Annotated in this window: 11 protein-coding genes; 8 read left to right on the top strand and 3 right to left on the bottom strand. The window is 74.4% G+C overall.

Annotated features, from left to right (window positions below; translation table 11 throughout):
- Positions 1 to 8: 8 nt before the first annotated feature.
- Positions 9 to 3,479: a phosphodiester glycosidase family protein gene (locus ACFYTE_RS16730; protein ID WP_388710205.1), complete on the top strand. Its 3,471-nt coding sequence runs from the start codon at positions 9 to 11 to the stop codon at positions 3,477 to 3,479.
- A gap of 135 nt (positions 3,480 to 3,614) precedes the next feature.
- On the opposite strand, the gene ACFYTE_RS16725 is transcribed toward ACFYTE_RS16730, so the two are convergent.
- Positions 3,615 to 6,104: a zinc-dependent metalloprotease gene (locus tag ACFYTE_RS16725; RefSeq protein WP_388710203.1), complete on the bottom strand. Its 2,490-nt coding sequence runs from the start codon at positions 6,102 to 6,104 to the stop codon at positions 3,615 to 3,617.
- A 413-nt stretch (positions 6,105 to 6,517) separates the two neighbouring features.
- Positions 6,518 to 7,312: a GntR family transcriptional regulator gene (locus ACFYTE_RS16720; RefSeq protein WP_388710201.1), complete on the bottom strand. Its 795-nt coding sequence runs from the start codon at positions 7,310 to 7,312 to the stop codon at positions 6,518 to 6,520.
- Positions 7,313 to 7,774: 462 nt separating this feature from the next.
- Here ACFYTE_RS16720 and ACFYTE_RS16715 point away from each other — a divergent pair, with 462 nt between their 5' ends.
- The 7 genes from ACFYTE_RS16715 (at position 7,775) to ACFYTE_RS16685 (ending at position 16,224) form a co-directional block, all read left to right on the top strand.
- Positions 7,775 to 8,920, top strand: a complete 1,146-nt coding sequence (locus ACFYTE_RS16715; RefSeq protein ID WP_388710199.1) for a peroxidase-related enzyme — start codon at positions 7,775 to 7,777, stop codon at positions 8,918 to 8,920.
- Positions 8,921 to 9,019: 99 nt separating this feature from the next.
- Positions 9,020 to 10,108 carry an ABC transporter substrate-binding protein gene (locus tag ACFYTE_RS16710; protein WP_388710197.1) on the top strand — a complete coding sequence of 363 codons (1,089 nt, stop codon included), beginning with the start codon at positions 9,020 to 9,022 and terminating at the stop codon, positions 10,106 to 10,108.
- The gene (locus tag ACFYTE_RS16705; protein WP_388710195.1) at positions 10,101 to 11,342 is read left to right on the top strand and encodes an ABC transporter ATP-binding protein; all 1,242 of its coding nucleotides are present in this window, start codon (positions 10,101 to 10,103) and stop codon (positions 11,340 to 11,342) included. The genes ACFYTE_RS16710 and ACFYTE_RS16705 overlap by 8 nt, the downstream gene beginning before the upstream one ends.
- Complete coding sequence (locus tag ACFYTE_RS16700) at positions 11,339 to 12,322, top strand: ABC transporter permease (protein ID WP_388710193.1); 984 nt, start codon at positions 11,339 to 11,341, stop codon at positions 12,320 to 12,322. The genes ACFYTE_RS16705 and ACFYTE_RS16700 overlap by 4 nt, the downstream gene beginning before the upstream one ends.
- On the top strand, positions 12,319 to 13,116 hold the full coding sequence (locus ACFYTE_RS16695) for an ABC transporter permease (RefSeq protein WP_388710191.1): 798 nt from the start codon (positions 12,319 to 12,321) through the stop codon (positions 13,114 to 13,116). The genes ACFYTE_RS16700 and ACFYTE_RS16695 overlap by 4 nt, the downstream gene beginning before the upstream one ends.
- 94 nt (positions 13,117 to 13,210) lie before the next feature.
- Positions 13,211 to 14,251, top strand: a complete 1,041-nt coding sequence (locus ACFYTE_RS16690) for a dipeptidase (protein ID WP_388710189.1) — start codon at positions 13,211 to 13,213, stop codon at positions 14,249 to 14,251.
- Positions 14,248 to 16,224: an FAD/NAD(P)-binding protein gene (locus tag ACFYTE_RS16685; RefSeq protein ID WP_388710188.1), complete on the top strand. Its 1,977-nt coding sequence runs from the start codon at positions 14,248 to 14,250 to the stop codon at positions 16,222 to 16,224. The genes ACFYTE_RS16690 and ACFYTE_RS16685 overlap by 4 nt, the downstream gene beginning before the upstream one ends.
- Here the strand turns inward: ACFYTE_RS16685 and ACFYTE_RS16680 are convergent.
- Positions 16,184 to 16,813: a GNAT family N-acetyltransferase gene (locus ACFYTE_RS16680; RefSeq protein ID WP_388710187.1), complete on the bottom strand. Its 630-nt coding sequence runs from the start codon at positions 16,811 to 16,813 to the stop codon at positions 16,184 to 16,186. The two genes, ACFYTE_RS16685 and ACFYTE_RS16680, sit on opposite strands and share 41 nt — an antisense overlap.
- Positions 16,814 to 16,987 lie beyond the last annotated feature (174 nt).

The following is a 16,987-nucleotide window of genomic DNA, read 5'->3' as shown; positions in this document are numbered from 1 at the left end:
CATCGGCCATGAACTCACTTGACCAGGACACCGCCGGGCTCACCCGTCGCGGGCTCATCGTCGGCGCGGTCGCCGCCGCGCTCGTCGCGTCCGGTGGAGTCGCCACCGCGAATCCCGGCCGGCCGGGCGGATCCAGACCGGACGGCAGCGGCGGCGCCGCTCCCGGCGGCTCGGGCGGAGGCCGACTCGACCACACCGTCCCGCCGTACCAGACGGCCGTTCCCGGGGAGTCCGTCGAGGTGGACCGGGTGGACCGCCCCGTGGCGCCCGGGATCGTCCTCACCACCTTCAGCACCTTCGGCCGCAGCGGCTGGACCCGGGTGCATGTGCTCAACGCGGATCTGGGCGACGCGTCGGTCGGCGTCGACCTCGTCGCCGGCAAGGTGAGCGAGACACGGACGGTCTCCGCCGCCGCCGACGCGCAGCGCGCGGTCGCCGCCGTCAACGGGGACTTCTTCGACATCACCGAGACCAACGCGGCCATCGGACCCGAGGTCCGCGGCGGCCGGTTGCGCAAGGGAACGAACCAGCACTCCACCGTCGTGACGGTCGGCGCCGACCGGGTGGCCCGGCTCGCCGACTTCCTCATCGCGGGCACGGTCACGGTGGCCGGAACCAAACGGTCGCTGGCCGCGCTCAACTCCGCCGGCGTGCCCGCCGACGGCATCGCCGTGTTCACCCCGCAGTGGGGCCCCGGCAACCGCACGCTCATCCAGGGGGCGGGCCCCTACACCGAACTCGTCGCCGTGGACGGCCGGATCACCGCCGTCAACGCCGGGCTGACGGACACGGCCGTACCGGACAACGGGCTGATCGTCCTCGGCCGCGGCTCCGCTGCCGCCGCCCTGGCCACCGCCCGTGCGGGCGATGCCGTCACCGTGACGTTCGAGCCGAAGACGGACAGCCCCTCCGCTCCGTACATGGCGCTCGGCAGCAACGCGGTGCTCGTGCGCGGCGGTACGGCGATCACCTTCCCGTCCGACGACGGCAACAACGCGCTCAAGCCGCGCACGGCCATCGGCTGGCTGGACGGCGGACGCCGTCTGCTGCTCGTCGCGATCGACGGCTCGGCCGCGTTCTCCGCGGGACTCGGCTTCAACGACACGGCCGAGCTGATGGTGCGTCTCGGTGCCACCGAGGCGTTCATGCTCGACGGGGGCGGCTCCACCGAGATGGTCGCACGACACCCGGGCGACGGCACGGTGAGTGTCGTCAACACCCCCTCGGACGGCAACGAACGACCGGTGCCCAACGCCGTCGGCCTGTTCGGCCCGAAGGGCTCCGGCGTCCTGCGGGGACTCGACGTGCGGCCCGGCGCCGACCGGGTGGTTCCCGGACTGACCCTGAACGTCGAGGTCGCCGGCTACGACGAGACATGGTCGCCCGTGGCCATCGACGGGCACCCCGTCACCTGGACCGCGCACCCGGGCTCGCTGGGCCGGGCGCGCGACGGCGTCTTCCGCGCGGGCAGGCCAGGCGCGGGCACGCTGCGCGGCCGGTCCGGCCGTGCCCGGGGCGAGAGCGACCTGCGCGTCGTCGGCGCACTGCACCGGCTGGCCTTCGCGCAGCGGGCGGTCACGATCGAGCCCGGCGCGACGGCGGCCGTCGACCTCGTCGGACACGACGCCGACGGGTTCGACGCCCCGGTGTCGGCCCACGATGTGACGCTCGACTACGACACGTCCGTGATCGGCGTGACCGCGCGTCCGGACGGCAGTCTCGGCATCACCGCGGCCGGGGACGCGGGTTCCAAGGCCACGGTCGTCACGGCCACGGTGGCCGGGGCGACGGCGAAGCTCGCGGTGACCGTGGGCCTGAGCGAGGTCTCGCTGGCCGAGTTCGAACCGGACGAGACCTGGACCGCTGCCTTTGCCCAGGGCACCGCGTCGGTGGACATCGTCGCGGCACCCGACCGGCCGGGCGCCCCCGCCGGCAACCACGCCGTACGCCTCACCTACGACTTCACCGGCAGGCCCAGCACCTCCGCGGCCTATGTGATCGCGTCCGCCCCGATCACCCTGCCCGCCGGGACGAAGCGGCTGGCGCTGTGGGTCAACGGGGACGGGCGGGGTCACTGGCTGCGCGCCATGCTGCGTTCGCAGGGCACCACGAACGTGCCGTTCACCTTCAGCACCACCGTGGACTGGACGGGCTGGCGCCAGGTCGTCGGCGATCTGCCGACCGGCTTCTCGGACCCCATCACCCTGCTGCGCGTCTACATCGCCGAGACGTCGCAGACCAACAAGAACGCCGGGCAGTTGAGGTTCGACGCGCTGGCCGCCCAGGTCGGGCAGCAGCCGGACATCACCGAGGCACCGCGGCCGGACCCCTATGTGATCGAGCAGGGCGGCCTTCCGCACGGCCGGTGGACGTTCGCGGTCCTGTCCGATCTGCATGTCAGCGCGGCGGCGGGGCCCGACTCCTTCTCGGCCCGGCAGGCGGCGCTCGCGCTGGACCAGGCGGTCGCGAGCAGGCCCGACTTCATCCTCATCAACGGCGACTTCGTCGACAACAACGGTGCCGCGGACTTCGAACTCGCCGACAAGCTGCTGAGCGACCACGTGCCGAACGGGCTGCCGGTCCACTGGACGCCCGGCAACCACGAGGCCGGGCTGTCGGCCACCGGGGGCCTCGACGCCTTCCTGGCCGCGACCGGCCGGCCGAACAAGCAGGTCCTCGACCACAAGGGGACCCGGTTCATCCTGCTGGACTCCCACACCGGCGACATGCGCACCTCCGACTGGGACCAGGTCCCACTGCTGAAGTCCGAGTTGACCAAAGCCGCGAAGGACCGGTCGGTCACCGGCGTGGTGGTCTCCTTCCACCACCCGCTGCACGACCCGTCCGGGGCCGAGTCCTCGCAGCTGTCGGACCAGTTGCAGGCCGGTCTCCTCAAGCGCTGGCTCGCGGACTTCCGGGAGGCCTCCGGGAAGCCGATCGCCCTGTTCACCGGTCACGCCCACACGGCGTCGGTCACCCGCGCCGACGGCGTACTGGAAGTCACCACTCCGGCCGTGGGCAAGACGCCGTACAGCTCGCCCGATCAGGGCGGTTTCTTCGGCTGGATGAACGTCGGCGTCGATCCGCGCCCCGCCCGGATCAGGGCCGGACGGCCGAGCCCGAAGACCCGGGACTGGCTCCAGGCCGAGAGCCGGCCGCTCATCGACGGGATCACGCTGTCCGCGCCCCGCCAGATCGAGGTGGGCTCCCGCGCGGCGGTCTCGGCGACGGCCAGTACGAGCGAGTTCGGCCTCACCTTCCCGCTGCGCTTCCCGGCCAGCGTCACCTGGGGCGGCGGTTCCGGGCTCGTCGTAGCCCGGTCCGCGGCCGAGGTCCGCACGGCCACGCGCAGCCCCAGGACACGGGCCGTGCTCGATCTGACGTCCGGCACGCTCGTCGCCGTACGTCCCGGGCCGGTCACCGTCACGGTGACGTCGGGCGGCCTGACCGACTCCGCGACCGTCGACATCGTCCCGTAACGGCGCGGGTCCCCCGGTGACGGGGAGGATTGCCCGGCTCGCGGCCGGCCCGCCGGCCGGCCGCGAGTGCCGCGGCGCCGCCCGGCACCCGGTCAAAGTCCGCGGTCCGCTCGCCGCGGTGGGACGGGTCGGCTCTCACAGGGGGGCTCCGGGCGGTACTCGGGGCATCGGATCGAGGCGGGCGGCGGCCGGGTCGGCGAGGAACCCGGTCAGGGTGCGGGCGGTCTCGCGACGGCGGGCCGCGCGGACCGGGTTCCGGTCGGCGCCGCCGGGCTCGGCGGCCAGCCGGTCGGCCAGGCTCCGCAGGGACGCCTTGAGTTCCTCGCGGACCGGCGGATGTGGCCCGCCGCCGCGCACGGCCGCCATGACATGACGGACCACGACCCAGCCGGCCGTCTCCCGGACCAGCGACTCCCGTTCCGAGGCGGCCTCCGGGCCGTCGTCCGACACGGGGTGCGCGTCGCGGTCCGGGCGGTCGTCCGACACGGGATGCGCTTCGCGGTCCGGGCCGTCGTCCGGGTGCCAGGACGCGGCGAACAGGGCCGAGAGCACATCGCTGACGCCTGGCTGCCGGGGATCGGCGGCGTGCTGCCAGGCCAGCCGGTTCAGGCGGGCCGGCTCCAGCAGCGCCTCGGCGACCAGGGCCGCCGCGGACTCCACGGCGGCCTGCGGGTCGAAGACGCGGCCCGCCCGGGTGTCGACGTACTCGGGTGACCGCTCGTACCGGATCCCGGGCGGCGTCAGCACGGCGAGCACGGCCGGATCCGGCACCAACCGGGCGGGGTCCAGCAGGGCGACGGTCGCCCGCAGCGCCCGCCACTGGTCCTCGGCCGGGACCGGGGGCGTCCCGGTGACGGCGCCGGGGACGGCGTCGCCGGCGTGCGCGTAGGCGTAGCGGACACCGCCGACGAGCCGGGCCACGGCGGCCAGGTGGTGCCGGTGGAAGAGGTGCAGCAGCGCGGCCCGGTGCTCCAGTTCGCCGGTCTGCCGGCCGGGCGGCACCGCCCCGCGGGAGAAACCGGCCTGGGCCGCGCGGCGCACCGCGAGTGCCTGGTCGAGCGCTTCGAACGGGTCGGGCAGGTGCGGCACCCAGACGGCGGCGTCGGCGTGTGCGGCGCCCGGGCCGCGGGCGTCCTCGTCCGCGAGGTAGGCGAGCCCGCGCTCCGCCGCCTCCCGGCGCAGCCGGGCGAGCCCGGCCGCCTCCGCTGCGGCGGTGAGGTCGCCCGACTCGTCCGCGAACCGGCCGTAGGCGTGGGCGACCAGGAAGTGGTCCCAGGGCCCGAGCCCGGCGGGGTAGGCGTGGGAAAGGTCGGGGGTGCCGTCGGGGCCGACGGTGACATGCGCGTGCGGGTAGTCCATCACGGAGGGGTGCGGGTGGCCGGTGCTCGCGAAGTTGTGCATGAAGCCGAGCGCGTGGCCGATCTCGTGCGCGGCCAGCAGCCGCATCCGGGCGAGGACCGTCTCCCGTACGGCGGCCAGCCGGGCGGTCTCGTCCGGGTGGCCGTAGGGGGCGAGCAGTGCCTCGGCGAGCGCGGTGACCTGTTCCACGCGCTGGGAGCCGAGCCGTACCCGGCCGTGCAGGATCTCGCCGGTGCGCGGGTCGGTCAGGGCCTGGCCGTGGGACCAGCCGCGGCCGTCCCGGTGCACCCACCAGACGGTGTTGAGCGCCGGGTCGTCCAGGTCGGTGTCCTCGGCGGCCACCTCGACGCGGTACGCGTCCCGGAACCCGGCGGCCTCGAACGCCTCCCGCCACCAGTTGCCGCCCTCCACGACGGCCGACCGCCACGGCTCGGGGACGGCGGGGTCCACGAGGAACACGAGGGGTGTGCGTACCGGCCCGGACACGGCCTCGGGGTCGGCCGGTTCCAGGCGGAAGCGGGGCTGGAACATGACGTGGACGCCGTCCGCCGCGCGGTCACCGTGGTCGTCGTGGCCTATGCCGTAGCCGCCGGACGCCGGATGGTAGGGGCGGGCCGTCAGCGGCGGGTCGGGCAGCGGCACGAGATGGACCTGCTGCACCAGGGAGAGCGTCGCGGGCGCGGGGGTGACCCGGCGCAGCGCGGCACCGGTGCCGGGGCCGCGGAGGGTGAGCAGCGCGGGCAGTCGGACGCCGCGGGCGCCCGCCGCCGCGGGGAGCGGGTAGGACGCGTCCAGGTCCACGGTGTAGTCGCCCTGGCCGCGTTCGCGCAGCAGGTCGGCGATGCCGTGCAGGTCGGTCAGGGCGAGGCCGGTGGGGTCCACGAGGGCGCCGTCGGCGTCCTCGCGCAGGACGGGGGCGCTCCAGATCACGGACCGGGCGAAGGAGTCGGCGCCCGCGCGGACGGCGGCCGGGCCGCCGGTGGCGAGCCGGTGCTTGTCCCGCAGGACGAGGACGGCCCGGCCGGACAGCCGGCGGAACTCGGCGATCCGGCCCTTGCCGAACTTGCCCCGGTCGAGGGTGAGTTCGCTGGATCCGGCGCCGGCGGTGAGGGAGGCGGTCAGCAGGAAGGGGGTGTCGAAGCGGCGGACGAGGAGCAGCGTTCCTTCCGCTTCGCGGTCGGGCCGCGCCGGGTCTTCGACCAGAGCGAAGGGAGGGTGGGCGGCGGATTGACTACGGGAGTCGGCGGGCGACGGGGACGGCGACAAGGGGGCTCACTCTTCGGTGGGTGGTGGCTGGGGTGGGGGCGTCGGTTTATCTGCGGGTGCGTGGTGAGTGGGGCGTCGGTCGGCTGCGGGTACGTTTTGGCGGGGCGTCGGTCGGCTGCGGGTACGTGGTGGCTGGTCGCGCAGTTCCCCGCGCCCCTTATGGTGCTGCCCTCGGCCTCCGTTTCAGACGCGGCCCGAACTTGTTGGCTGGGTCCCGCTACGTCGGCCGTCGGCTGCGGGTGCATTGTGGCTGGTCGCGCAGTTCCCCGCGCCCCTTTGGGGCGCTGCCCTGCCGTCGGCTGAACGGCGCGTGGTGGCTGGGCGCGCCCACGCGGCGGAGCCGCATAGTGACACAGCCCCGCGCCCCTTTGGGGCGCGCTGCCCTGGTCCCCTTTCTGCGCGGCACCGGCTGGTCAATGGTGTGGTTCTGCTGGGATTTCGTAGGCCAGGCGGAAGCGGTCGCCGGGGATGACCAAGTCGGCTGTTTCCAGGGGGCGTTCGCCGGTGTAATAGGTGCGTTCGATGGCGGCCACGGCCGCGCCGCGGCCCAGGTCCAGGGCGGCGGCCTCCTGCGCTGTGGCGAGGCGTGCGGTGACGGTCTCGGTCGAGCGGGTGACCCGGATGCCGATGTACGACATGCGGGCCACGACGCTGCCCCCGGCCAGGGGTCCCGCGCCGGGCAGCGAGACAGGCGTGCCACCGGTGATCTCCAGCGGCTCCCAGCTGACGCAGATCATCGCCGGCAGACCGTCGTTGCTGAGCTGGTACTCGCTGCGGATCACGGGCTCGCCCGGCGGGAGGCACAGTCGACGGGCGATGTCCGGGCTCGCGCCCTCGGTGCGGGAGGAGGGCACTCCGCGTTCCGAGCCCGCGCCCGGGCCGTCGTCCGCGCCGGGTACAACAGGTCCCGTGCGGCGCAGGGCCGGGTGGACGGCGAGCCGGCCCTGAAGCCGTTCGTGGGTCCAGGACCGGGCCATGGTGGAGGCGGAGACGCGCTCCCGCACGAACACCCCGCGACCGGTCCGACCGCGCGCCAACCCCTCGCTCACCAGTAGGCGGACCGCGGCGGCGGCCACGTTCACGCCGACGTCGTACTCCTCGGCCAGCGCCGCCCGGGAGGGCAGGAGGGCGCCGGGCGGGAACTCGCCGGTCTCGATCCGGCGCCGTAGGCCGTCGGCGACCCGGCGGTAGGACGCAACCCGCACCACAGCGTCTCACTTTCTGGACGATCGTTTCACGATACGAGAAATTTCGGGCCGACCGAAGATTTTTCGCCAGCCGTCCGCGCCCCGACCGTACCGCGCACCCCGAACCTGTTGCATCAGGTGGGTACGGATGCGCCGTGCGGGGCGGGTCGGCGTTCGAAGAGGCGTCACCTGATGCAACAGGTGGCCGGTCGCATCCGGCGGCGGACGGGCCCGCGAGAGCCGTCGCCCCGGGTATTCCCGCCTGTCAGGGCTTTGCGCACGGCTCATGCACGGGGCTAACTTGCAGCTCTCCGGGCTCGTCCCACGATGTGTCCGGATGGCGGGCCATCTCGTGCCCGTCACTGGAGGGACCCGACGAAGGGCCCGCCGGACGGCGCACACCGGTCGCCGCCGGGCGGTGGCGCCCGGAGCAGGCCCGGCATGCGACGCGATCGAGCGGGGCAGGGAGAGGGAGGAGTGACCTTGAGCGACGAAGAACGGTACCGTCCGGCCGTCGGCACGCACGCCGACGCGGCCCGTACCGCGCTCCTGCGCCCCGCCCGCCCGGGCCGGCTCGACCCCGCGCTGCGGGCAGAGGCCGCTGCCCTGGCCGCGGAGCTGTCAGGACAGCCCGCGCCGGCCGCGGCCTACCGCTCCTACGCGCCGCGCAGTCCCGACGGGGCGCGTGAGCCGGACTCCGCGCGTGCCGCCGCCGTACGGGCGTACACCCGGGCCGTGACCCTCGCTCCGGCACGCGCGGGGCGAGCGGAACTCGCGGAGCTGGAGCGGGTCGGACTGGCCGCGGCGGACATCGTCGCGCTGGCCCAGATCGTGGCGTTCGTCTCCTACGAGGCCCGGGTCGCCTCGGGCCTGGCCCTGCTCGACGGCGCCCCGGCCGCCGACACCGCGCTCGCCGCCCGCGCGCTCGCCCGCTCCGGCCCCGCCGAGCCGGCCACACGCCGGGCCGAGCCGGACGCGCCCGCCGTCGAGCGCCCCTTCACTCTGGACGCGCTCACCTGGGTCCCGTGGCTCGAACCGGTCCCCGCCGACGCGCTCGACGCGGATCAGCGCGCGGTGCTCGACACCCACGCCACGCTGTCCGCCGACTCGCCGTACTACCGCACCCTGCTGCACGATCCGGCCACGCTCGACCACCGCACCCACCTGTACAACGCGCTGATGTACGGCCGGGGCGGGCTGCCCCGGGCGGAGCGGGAGCTGGTCACCCTGCTGGTCTCGCGGATCAACGGCTGTGTGTACTGCGCGTCGGTGCACGGCCGCAAGTTCGCCCAGCTCAGCCGCGATCCCGAGGCGGCGCGGCGGGTGCTCGACGAGGGCACCGCGGCGCTCGCCGGCGATCCGCGCCGGGCCGCCCTCGGCCGCTTCACGGAACGTCAGACGGCGACCCCGCCGGCCGCGACCACCGACGACGTGGCCGCGCTGCGCGCCGCGGGCATCGACGGCGCCGCCCTGCTGGACGTGGTGCACTGCGTGGCGCTGTTCGGCTGGGCGAACCGGCTGATGCAGGTCCTGGGCGCGCCCGCCGTTCCGGAGTCCTGTACGCAGACGTCCGGTCCCGCCGCCGCACCGGCGGCGACGCCCGCGGCGGGCTCCCCGTCGCACGGCTGACCGGACGTCGCTCCCGCCTGCCCCGCCCGGCGGCCCCGCCGCCCGGCCCCAGTGAACCAGTGCCCACGCGCCCCGCGTCCCCGTGAAACCGGAGTTGTCATGACCGCAGTCCCCCGCCCCCTCGTCACCGCCGCCGGCGTCGCCGCGGCCGCCCTGCTGGTGACGTCCTGCGCCACCTCCGCCGGCCCCGCCTCCGGCGGCTCCGGCGCGGGAGGCGGCAAGCAGACCATCACCTTCATGGGCTTCTTCGGCACCTTCCAGGACTCGTTCACGAAGACGGTGATCGAGCCGTTCGAGAAGGCCAATCCGGACATCAGCGTCACGTATGTGCCGATCCAGAACTCCGCGGAGGTGCTGGCCAAGCTGCGGGCGAGCAAGAAGAACCCCGCCGCGGACGTGGCCCTGATGGACAGTTCGGTCGCGCCGACCGCCAATGAGGAGGGGTTGTTCGCGAAGCTGGACAGCGCACAGGTCCCGCACCTGTCCGAACTGGTCGACGAGGCCCGCAGCAAGGACGGCTACGGGCCCGGCCTCACCCTGGACAGCCTGTCCATCCTGTACAACTCCAAGGCCGTGGACAAGGCGCCCACCAGCTGGAACGACCTGTGGGACGCGGCCTACCGGGGCAAGCTGGCCATGCCGATCGCCGACACCCGCGGGGTGGCGCTGATCGTCGCCCTGGAGAAGATCCTCGGCGCGGACTACAAAAAGGACATCGACCCGGCGATCGGCCGGCTCAAGGAGCTGTCGCCGTCCGTGGAGACCTGGCAGCCCGCGCCCGACGTCTACACCGCCGTCCAGTCCGGCGAGGCCGACGTCGCGGTCGGCTGGAACGCCCGCGGCCAGTTCTACAAGGACTCCTCCGGCGGTGTGGTCCAGCCGGTGCTGCCCAAGGAGGGCACGGTCAAGCAGATCAACACGATCAACCTGGTCGCGAACTCCGCGCACACCGAGGCCGCGCAGAAGTTCATCGACTACGCGATCGGCGCCGAGGCCCAGAAGGCGTTCGACGACGACGCGTACTACGCGCCGGTCAACCGCAACGCGAAGCTCAAGGGCGAGGCGGCGGAGCGGACCACGGCCTCCGCCGAGCAGCAGAAGCGGCAGATCCCGGTCGACTGGAGCTGGATGACGAGCCGTTACACCGCCTGGGTCGACCGCATCAAGCGGGAGGTCATCGGTGGCTGAGCCGACGGCTCCGGCCGTCGCGACCCCGGCGGCCGGCGGGTCTCCCGCGGGGCATCTGACCCTGGAGGGCCTGACCAAGACATACCCGGGGCAGCACGGCGCGGCCGTACGCGGGATCGACCTGTCCGTGCGGCGCGGCAGCATGCTGGCCGTGCTCGGTCCCTCGGGCTGCGGCAAGTCCACCACGCTGCGCATGATCGCGGGCCTGGTCGCGCCCACCGCGGGCCGGGTCCTGGTGGACGGCCGCGACATCACCGGCATCCCGGTGCACCGCCGCGACATGGGCATGGTGTTCCAGTCGTACGCCCTCTTCCCGCACCTGGACGTGGCCCGCAACGTCGCCTTCGGGCTTGAGATGCGCAAGGTGCCCCGGTCCGAGCGGGCCCGCCGGGTGGCCGAGGCGCTCGACCTGGTGCGGCTCGGCCATCTCGCCGGCCGTCGCATCGCCCAGTTGTCCGGCGGCCAGCAGCAGCGGGTCGCGCTGGCCCGCGCCCTGGTGGTGCGGCCCACCCTGCTGCTGCTCGACGAGCCGCTGTCCAACCTGGACGCGCAGTTGCGCGGGGAGATGCGCGACGAGATCCGGCGCATCCAGCAGGAGACGGGCATCACCGCGGTGTTCGTCACGCACGACCAGCACGAGGCGCTGTCGATGGCCGACCGGGTCGCCGTCCTCGCGCAGGGCCGCCTGGAGCAGATCGGCACCCCGGAGGACGTCTACGAACGCCCGGCCGGGCGGTTCGTGGCCCGGTTCGTGGGCCGCGCCAATCTGATCGAGGGCACCGTGGCGGGCGCCGACGGGGCGCGCACCGTGGTGGAGTTGCCGGGTGTGGGCCGGGTGCCCGCGCTCGGGGAGCCGCGCCCGGCCGGGGCGCGGGCGGCGGTCCTGCTGCGGCCGCACCGGATCGCGCTGGCCCCGGCCCCCGCGATCGGCCCCGCCGACGGCGTCCCGGACGGCTCGCCCGCGGCGCCGGTGCGGGGCACGGTGCTCGGCGCCGGGTACAGCGGTGAGAGCGTGGCCTACCGGGTCCGCGTCGGCGCGGCAGGACCGGTGCTGGACGTGGAGCGGCCGGCCGGTCCCGAGGCCGCGCACGCACCGGGCAGCGAGGTGCTGCTGACCTGGGACGCCTCGGCCGCCCGGCTGGTCGACGCGGCCGGGGACGACGAGAGCGGTGCCGATGCGGCCGTGGGCGCGGCGGACGCCGCCCCGGCCGCACCGCGCGGGGTGACGCAGTGAGCGGCACGGCAACGGCGGCCGGGGGCGCCGTCCCCGGCCCGAAGGGCGAACCTCGGACGGCGGCGCCGGGCGGCGCACCGGGGGACGGTGCGCGGGCGCCGCGCGGGCCGCGTACCGGCCGTACCGCCCTGATGCTGCTGGCCCCGGGCGCCCTCGCCCTGCTGTTCACCTACGCCATGCCGCTGGTGTGGGTCGTCCGCATGGCGCTGAACGAACCGCTGGACGGCGGCGCCATCCGGCAGACCCTCACCTTCGGCACGTTCACCCAGGTGCTCGGTGACGGCCACTACTGGAAGGTCATCGGCCAGACCCTCCAACTCGGCGTACTGGTCACGGTGTTCACGCTGCTGCTGGCCTACCCGCTGGCCCTGTTCCTGGCCCGGACCACGAGCCGGTGGCGGAGCCTGCTGATGGCGCTCGCCGTGGCGCCGCTGCTGATCTCCTCGGTGGCCCGCACCTTCGGCTGGATGGCGATCCTCGGCAACCAGGGCCTGGTCAACAAGACGTTGCAGGCGCTCGCCCTCACCGACGGCCCGCTGCCGCTGGCGAACAACATGACCGGCGTGGTCATCGCGTCCGTGGAGATCTACATGCCGTTCGCGATCCTCGCCATGATCAGCGGCTTCGGCCGGCTGGAGCCCGAACTGGAGCGGGCCGCCGCCTCGCTCGGCGCGAACCGGTTCCAGGTGCTGCGCCGGGTGGTGCTCCCGCTGACCCTGCCCGGGGTGCTGACCGCGGCGCTCCTGGTGTTCGTGCTCAGCCTCAGCGGATACATCACCCCGCGGCTGATCGGCGGCGGCCGGGTCTTCGTGCTGGCCACCGAGATCTACGACGAGGCGATCACCGCGCTGAACTGGCCGGCGGCCGCGGTCCTCTCGGTTGTGCTGCTGGTGCTTTTCGGCATCGTCATCGTCCTGTACCAGCGTGCACAGCGCGCCCTTGAACGCCGGTTCACCGGTGAGAAGGGAGGCTCGCGGTGAAGTCCCACCCGGCCGGGCGGATCCTGCGGGCCGCGCTGCTGACCGTCCTGTACCTGTTTCTGCTCGCCCCGATCATCGTGGTGCTCATCGAGTCCTTCGACGACTCCACCTATCTGCGCTTTCCGCCCGAGGGCTTCACCCTCGACGCCTACCGGCAGGTCTTCGCCAACGCGGACTTCCGTTCCGGCATCCGGGTCAGCGCCGTCACCGCCGCTGTCACCACCCTGCTCGCCCTGGTCACCGGGGTGCCGGCCGCGCTGGCCCTGACCCGGCTGCGGTTCCGGGGCCGGGGCGCGGTGGAGTCGGCCTTCCTGTCGCCGCTGCTGGTGCCGCACATCGTGCTCGGCCTCGCGCTGCTGGTGCTGTTCGCGCCGATCCCGCTGACCGACACCTACTGGGGGCTGATCCTGGCCCACCTGGGAGTGACCGTCCCCTATGTGGTGCGGACCGTGTCGGCGGCGCTCGCCGGGGCCGATCCACGCGCCGAGGAGGCGGCCCGCACCCTGGGCGCCGGCCGGTTCACGGTGCTGCGGCGGGTGACGCTGCCTGCCGCGCTGCCCGGACTGGTCTCCGGCGCCATCATCGCCTTCCTGCTGTCCTTCGACGAGACGGTGATCTCGCTGTTCGTCTCCGGGCAGAACACCAGGCCGCTGCCGGTGGCGGTGCTCCAGTACGTGGAGTACCGCAGCGATCCGTCGATCGCCGCGCTGTCCGTCTGCCTGGTGCTGCTGTCGGTCGCGGCCGTGGTGGTCGTCGAGCGCAGCCTCGGGCTGCGGCGCAGTCTGCGCTCGTGACCGGCGCCTGCCCGCCTCCCCCACCGGTGCCCGCGCCGACGCCCCCGGCCGGTGCCGCCCAACCCCTCGTCCGCTTCCCGTCCTTGGAGGTCATGTGTCCATCGCACCCGCCCCGTCCTTCGACCCCGCGGCGCTGCACCGCGAGAGCATCGTCTTCAACGCGCTCGACTGCACCCCGCTGTCGTGGGCGGACGAGACGTACCTCGGCAAGCTGGCCGCCTCCGGGGTGACCGCGTTCAACCACGCCACGGTCGTCTCCCAGGGCTACGACGCCGCCGTCGCCTCGATCGTCGGCTGGCAGCGCCGGCTTGCGGAGACGGACGGGCGGGTCTTCCAGGGCCGCACTCTCGCCGATGTGCGCCGGGCCAAGCAGGACGGTTCGGTCGCCTGGTTCGTGGGCTTCGAGGACAGCAGGCCGATAGGGGACGAGCTGTGGCGGCTGGAGGCGCTGCACCAGCTCGGGCTGCGTTTCCTCGGACTGACGTACCAGAACCGCAACTTCGCCGGGGACGGCAGCGGGGAGACGGCCAACGGCGGACTCAGCCGGTTCGGACGGTCGCTGGTCCGCGAGTGCAACCGGCTCGGCATCGCGCTGGACCTGTCCCACACCGGTGAGCGGTCCACCCTGGAGACCATCGAACTCTCCGAGAAACCGGTGCTGGTCACCCACGCGGGGCTCACCCGCTTCGTGGACAGCCCCCGCAACAAGAGCGACCGGGTCGTGCGGGAACTCGCCGCGCGCGGCGGGGCGTTCGGCCTCGCCGCGAAGTCCGGGTTCCTCAGCCCGGACGGCCTGAAGGGCCCGACAGGACCGGAGACGTTCGCCGACAACATCGACCACCTCGTCGACCTGGTGGGCATCGACCACGTGATCATCGGCACCGACGTCGGCGACGAACGCAAGTACTCCAAGGAGGGCATGGCCCGGGTGCGCCGGCTCTACCCGGAGATCCCGATCGTCGACGACAGCCTGAACCTCGACCTGATCCACCCGGTCGGCATGGGCACCCCGGCCGACCTGCCCGTCATCACGGACGTACTGGCGCGGCGCGGCTACGGCGAGGACGACCTGCGCAAGGTGCTCGCCGGCAACCTGATGCGGGTGCTGGGCGAGATCTGGGGCGAGGCGGCGTGACCTCCCCGCACCCCGGCCCTGGCCGATCGCCGGATGCCGGGCGCCCGGCGGTCGCGGTCATCGGCGCGGGACCGCGCGGCACGGCCGTGCTGGAACGGCTGCTGGCCCGCCTGCGCGCCGGTGCGGACGACGGCGGCGGCGACGCAGGACACGGCCTTGACGGCACCGGCCCGCTCGGCGTCGACGTCCATGTGATCGAGCCGCACGTCCCGGGGGCCGGCCGGGTCTGGGCGCCCGGCCAGCCGGAGTCGCTGCTGATGAACACCCTCGCCGGGCACGCCACCGCGTTCCCCGACGCGAGTGTGCGCATGGCGGGCCCGCCGGCCCAGGGCCCCTCGCTGCTGGAGTGGTCCGCGGAGCACGCCCCGGGCCTGGCCCCGCACACCTATCCGGCGCGCGCCCTGATGGGCCGTTACCTGGCCTGGGCGTACCGGCGGATCGTCGCCGATCCGCCGCCCGGGGTGCGGGTGATCCACCACCCGGACCGGGCGGTGGCGCTGGCCGCTGAGCCCGGCGGACGGCTGCGGCTCACGCTGGCCGCGGGCGGCGGCCTCACCGCCGACGCGGTGGTGCTCGCCACCGGGCACACCGAGGTGCTGCCCGGATCCGAGGAGACGGCCCTCGCGGCCCACGCCGCGGCCCACGGCCTGATCCACGTGCCGCCCGGGCAGGCGCACGAGAGCGACCTGGATGCCGTGCCCGCCGGGGAACCGGTGCTGATGCGCGGGCTCGCCCTGAACTTCTTCGACCAGATCACGTTGCTCACGACGGGCCGCGGCGGACGGTTCGCACCGCGGGAGCACGGCCTGCTGCGCTATCTGCCGTCCGGCCGGGAACCCCGGGTGTACGCGGGTTCCGGGCGCGGCGTGCCCTATCTGGCGCGTGGCCACGCGCCCGGCACGATGCCGGCCGGCCACCGCAGGCGGGTCCTCGACGACGCGGCGGTGCGGCGGCTGCTCGCCCGCGGGCCCGGCTCGGTCTCCTTCACGGACGATGTGTGGCCGCTGATCGCCAAGGAAGCGGGTCACGCCTGGTACGAGGTGCTGCTGCGCCGTTTTCCCGGCAGGTGCGCGCTGCCGCCGCGGGAGTTCCTGGACCGGTACCTCGCGGCCCCCTACCGGTCGGCGGCCGAGGCGGACCTGCTGACCGGGGCCTTCGCCGATCCCGGCGACCGGTTCGACCTGCGCGACCTCGACCGGCCGCTGGCCGCGCGGCAGTTCGCGTCACGGCAGGAGTTCGACACCTGGATGCGCGGGCACCTGCGTGCCGACCTGGCCGAGGCCCTGGATCCGGCGGCCGCCCCGCTGAAGGCGGCCGCGTCCGCCGTGGCCGCGGTCAAGGGCCCGGTACGGCGACTGGTGGCGGCCGGTGCACTGCGGGGTGACACCCGCGCGGCCCTGTCCTGGTTCCGGGCGTTCGGCGCGCATCTGTCGAGCGGGCCGCCGCCGTCCCGAATCGCCGAACTGCTGGCGCTGAGCGAGGCGGGGGTGGTGTCCTTCCTCGGTGCCCGGCCCGAAGTCCGTATGGACGCCGGGGTGTTCACGGCGGTCTCGGCGACCGTGCCCGGCGCACCGGTCGAGGCACGTGCGCTGATCGACGCCTGGCTGCCCGGTGCCGACGCGTCCCGTACGGCCGACCCGCTGCTGCGCTCGCTGCTCGACTCGGGGCTGGCCCGGCTCCATGGCACGGACGCAGGCCGCGGCGGGCCCAGCGGCGCCCTCGATGTGGAACCGGCCCGGCTGCGGGTGCGGGACGCCGACGGGGTCGCCTCCGACCGGCTGTTCGCGTGCGGCATTCCGCTGGAGGGCGTCGAGTGGAACAACGCGATCGGCGCCCGCGCCCGGTCCGACGCCGCGCTGTTCAGGCAGGCCGACGTCATCGCCGGCCAGGCCCTGACGGCGGCCCGCACCGCCCGGCTGGGCCCAACCGCGCCTACGGCAGCGGCACTTCAGTCGTCCGGCCCAGATAGCTGACCGGACCCGGGTCGGGTACGGGGATCTCGTGGAAGCCCAGCCGGCCGTAGAAGGCCCGGGCCGCGGTGTTGGCCGTGACCATGCACAGATGGACGGCCGGGACGCCTCGGTGCCCGAGGGCCCTCAGGAAGGCCGTCATCAGCGCGCGGCCGTGGCCGTGGCCCTGCCAGGCCGGCAGCAGGTCGATGTGCAGATGGGCGGGATAGGCGGCGACCTGAGGGACGATCATCCGCTCCGGGTGGTGCAGCAGCCGGACGATCTCCGCGTCCGGGGTGCTCGGTGCCCCGACGGGCTCGGGGTGGCGGTCGGCGATGCCGGGCAGCCACAGGGCACGGAACTCCTTGACGAAGCGGGGTGTGTCGGCGGTGCCGAGGATGTAGCCCACCGCGCGCCCCGCGCCGTCGTCGAGCACGAAGGCCGACTCCGGTTCCAGACGGAGGTAGGGAGCCGCGAAGGTCGCGGGGAAGATCGCCGGGTCCGTGTAGTGCGGGCGGCTGTCCTGGCCCAGGTGTGCGGTGCGGACGCAGATGTCCTCGACGGCATCGTGGTCGGCGGGACGGTAGGGGCGTACGACGGGAGACGAAGCCATTCCGGCATCATGGTCGCCTGGGAGCGCTCCCACAAGGGTCGGGGGGGGGGGGGGGGGGGCCCCCCCCCCCCCCCCCCCCGCGGGGGCGGGGGGGCGGGGGGGGCCCCCCCCCCCCCCCCCCCCCCGGGCCCGGGCACGCCCGGGCGGGGGCGGTGGGCGCGGCCGGTGCGAGGG

Origin of the sequence: Streptomyces sp. NPDC004629, assembly GCF_042873595.1 — a bacterium.
GTDB lineage: Bacteria > Actinomycetota > Actinomycetes > Streptomycetales > Streptomycetaceae > Streptomyces.
The sequence above is the reverse complement of the archived record's forward strand: the minus strand, read 5'-3'. Positions and strand labels throughout refer to the sequence as shown.

Bases quoted from the DNA above. Each gene is read 5' to 3' on its own strand.
- ACFYTE_RS16730 (WP_388710205.1), top strand. From the start codon at position 9: ATGAACTCACTTGACCAGGACACCGCCGGGCTCACCCGTCGCGGGCTC.
- ACFYTE_RS16710 (WP_388710197.1), top strand. From the start codon at position 9,020: ATGACCGCAGTCCCCCGCCCCCTCGTCACCGCCGCCGGCGTCGCCGCG.
- ACFYTE_RS16680 (WP_388710187.1), bottom strand. From the start codon at position 16,813: ATGGCTTCGTCTCCCGTCGTACGCCCCTACCGTCCCGCCGACCACGAT.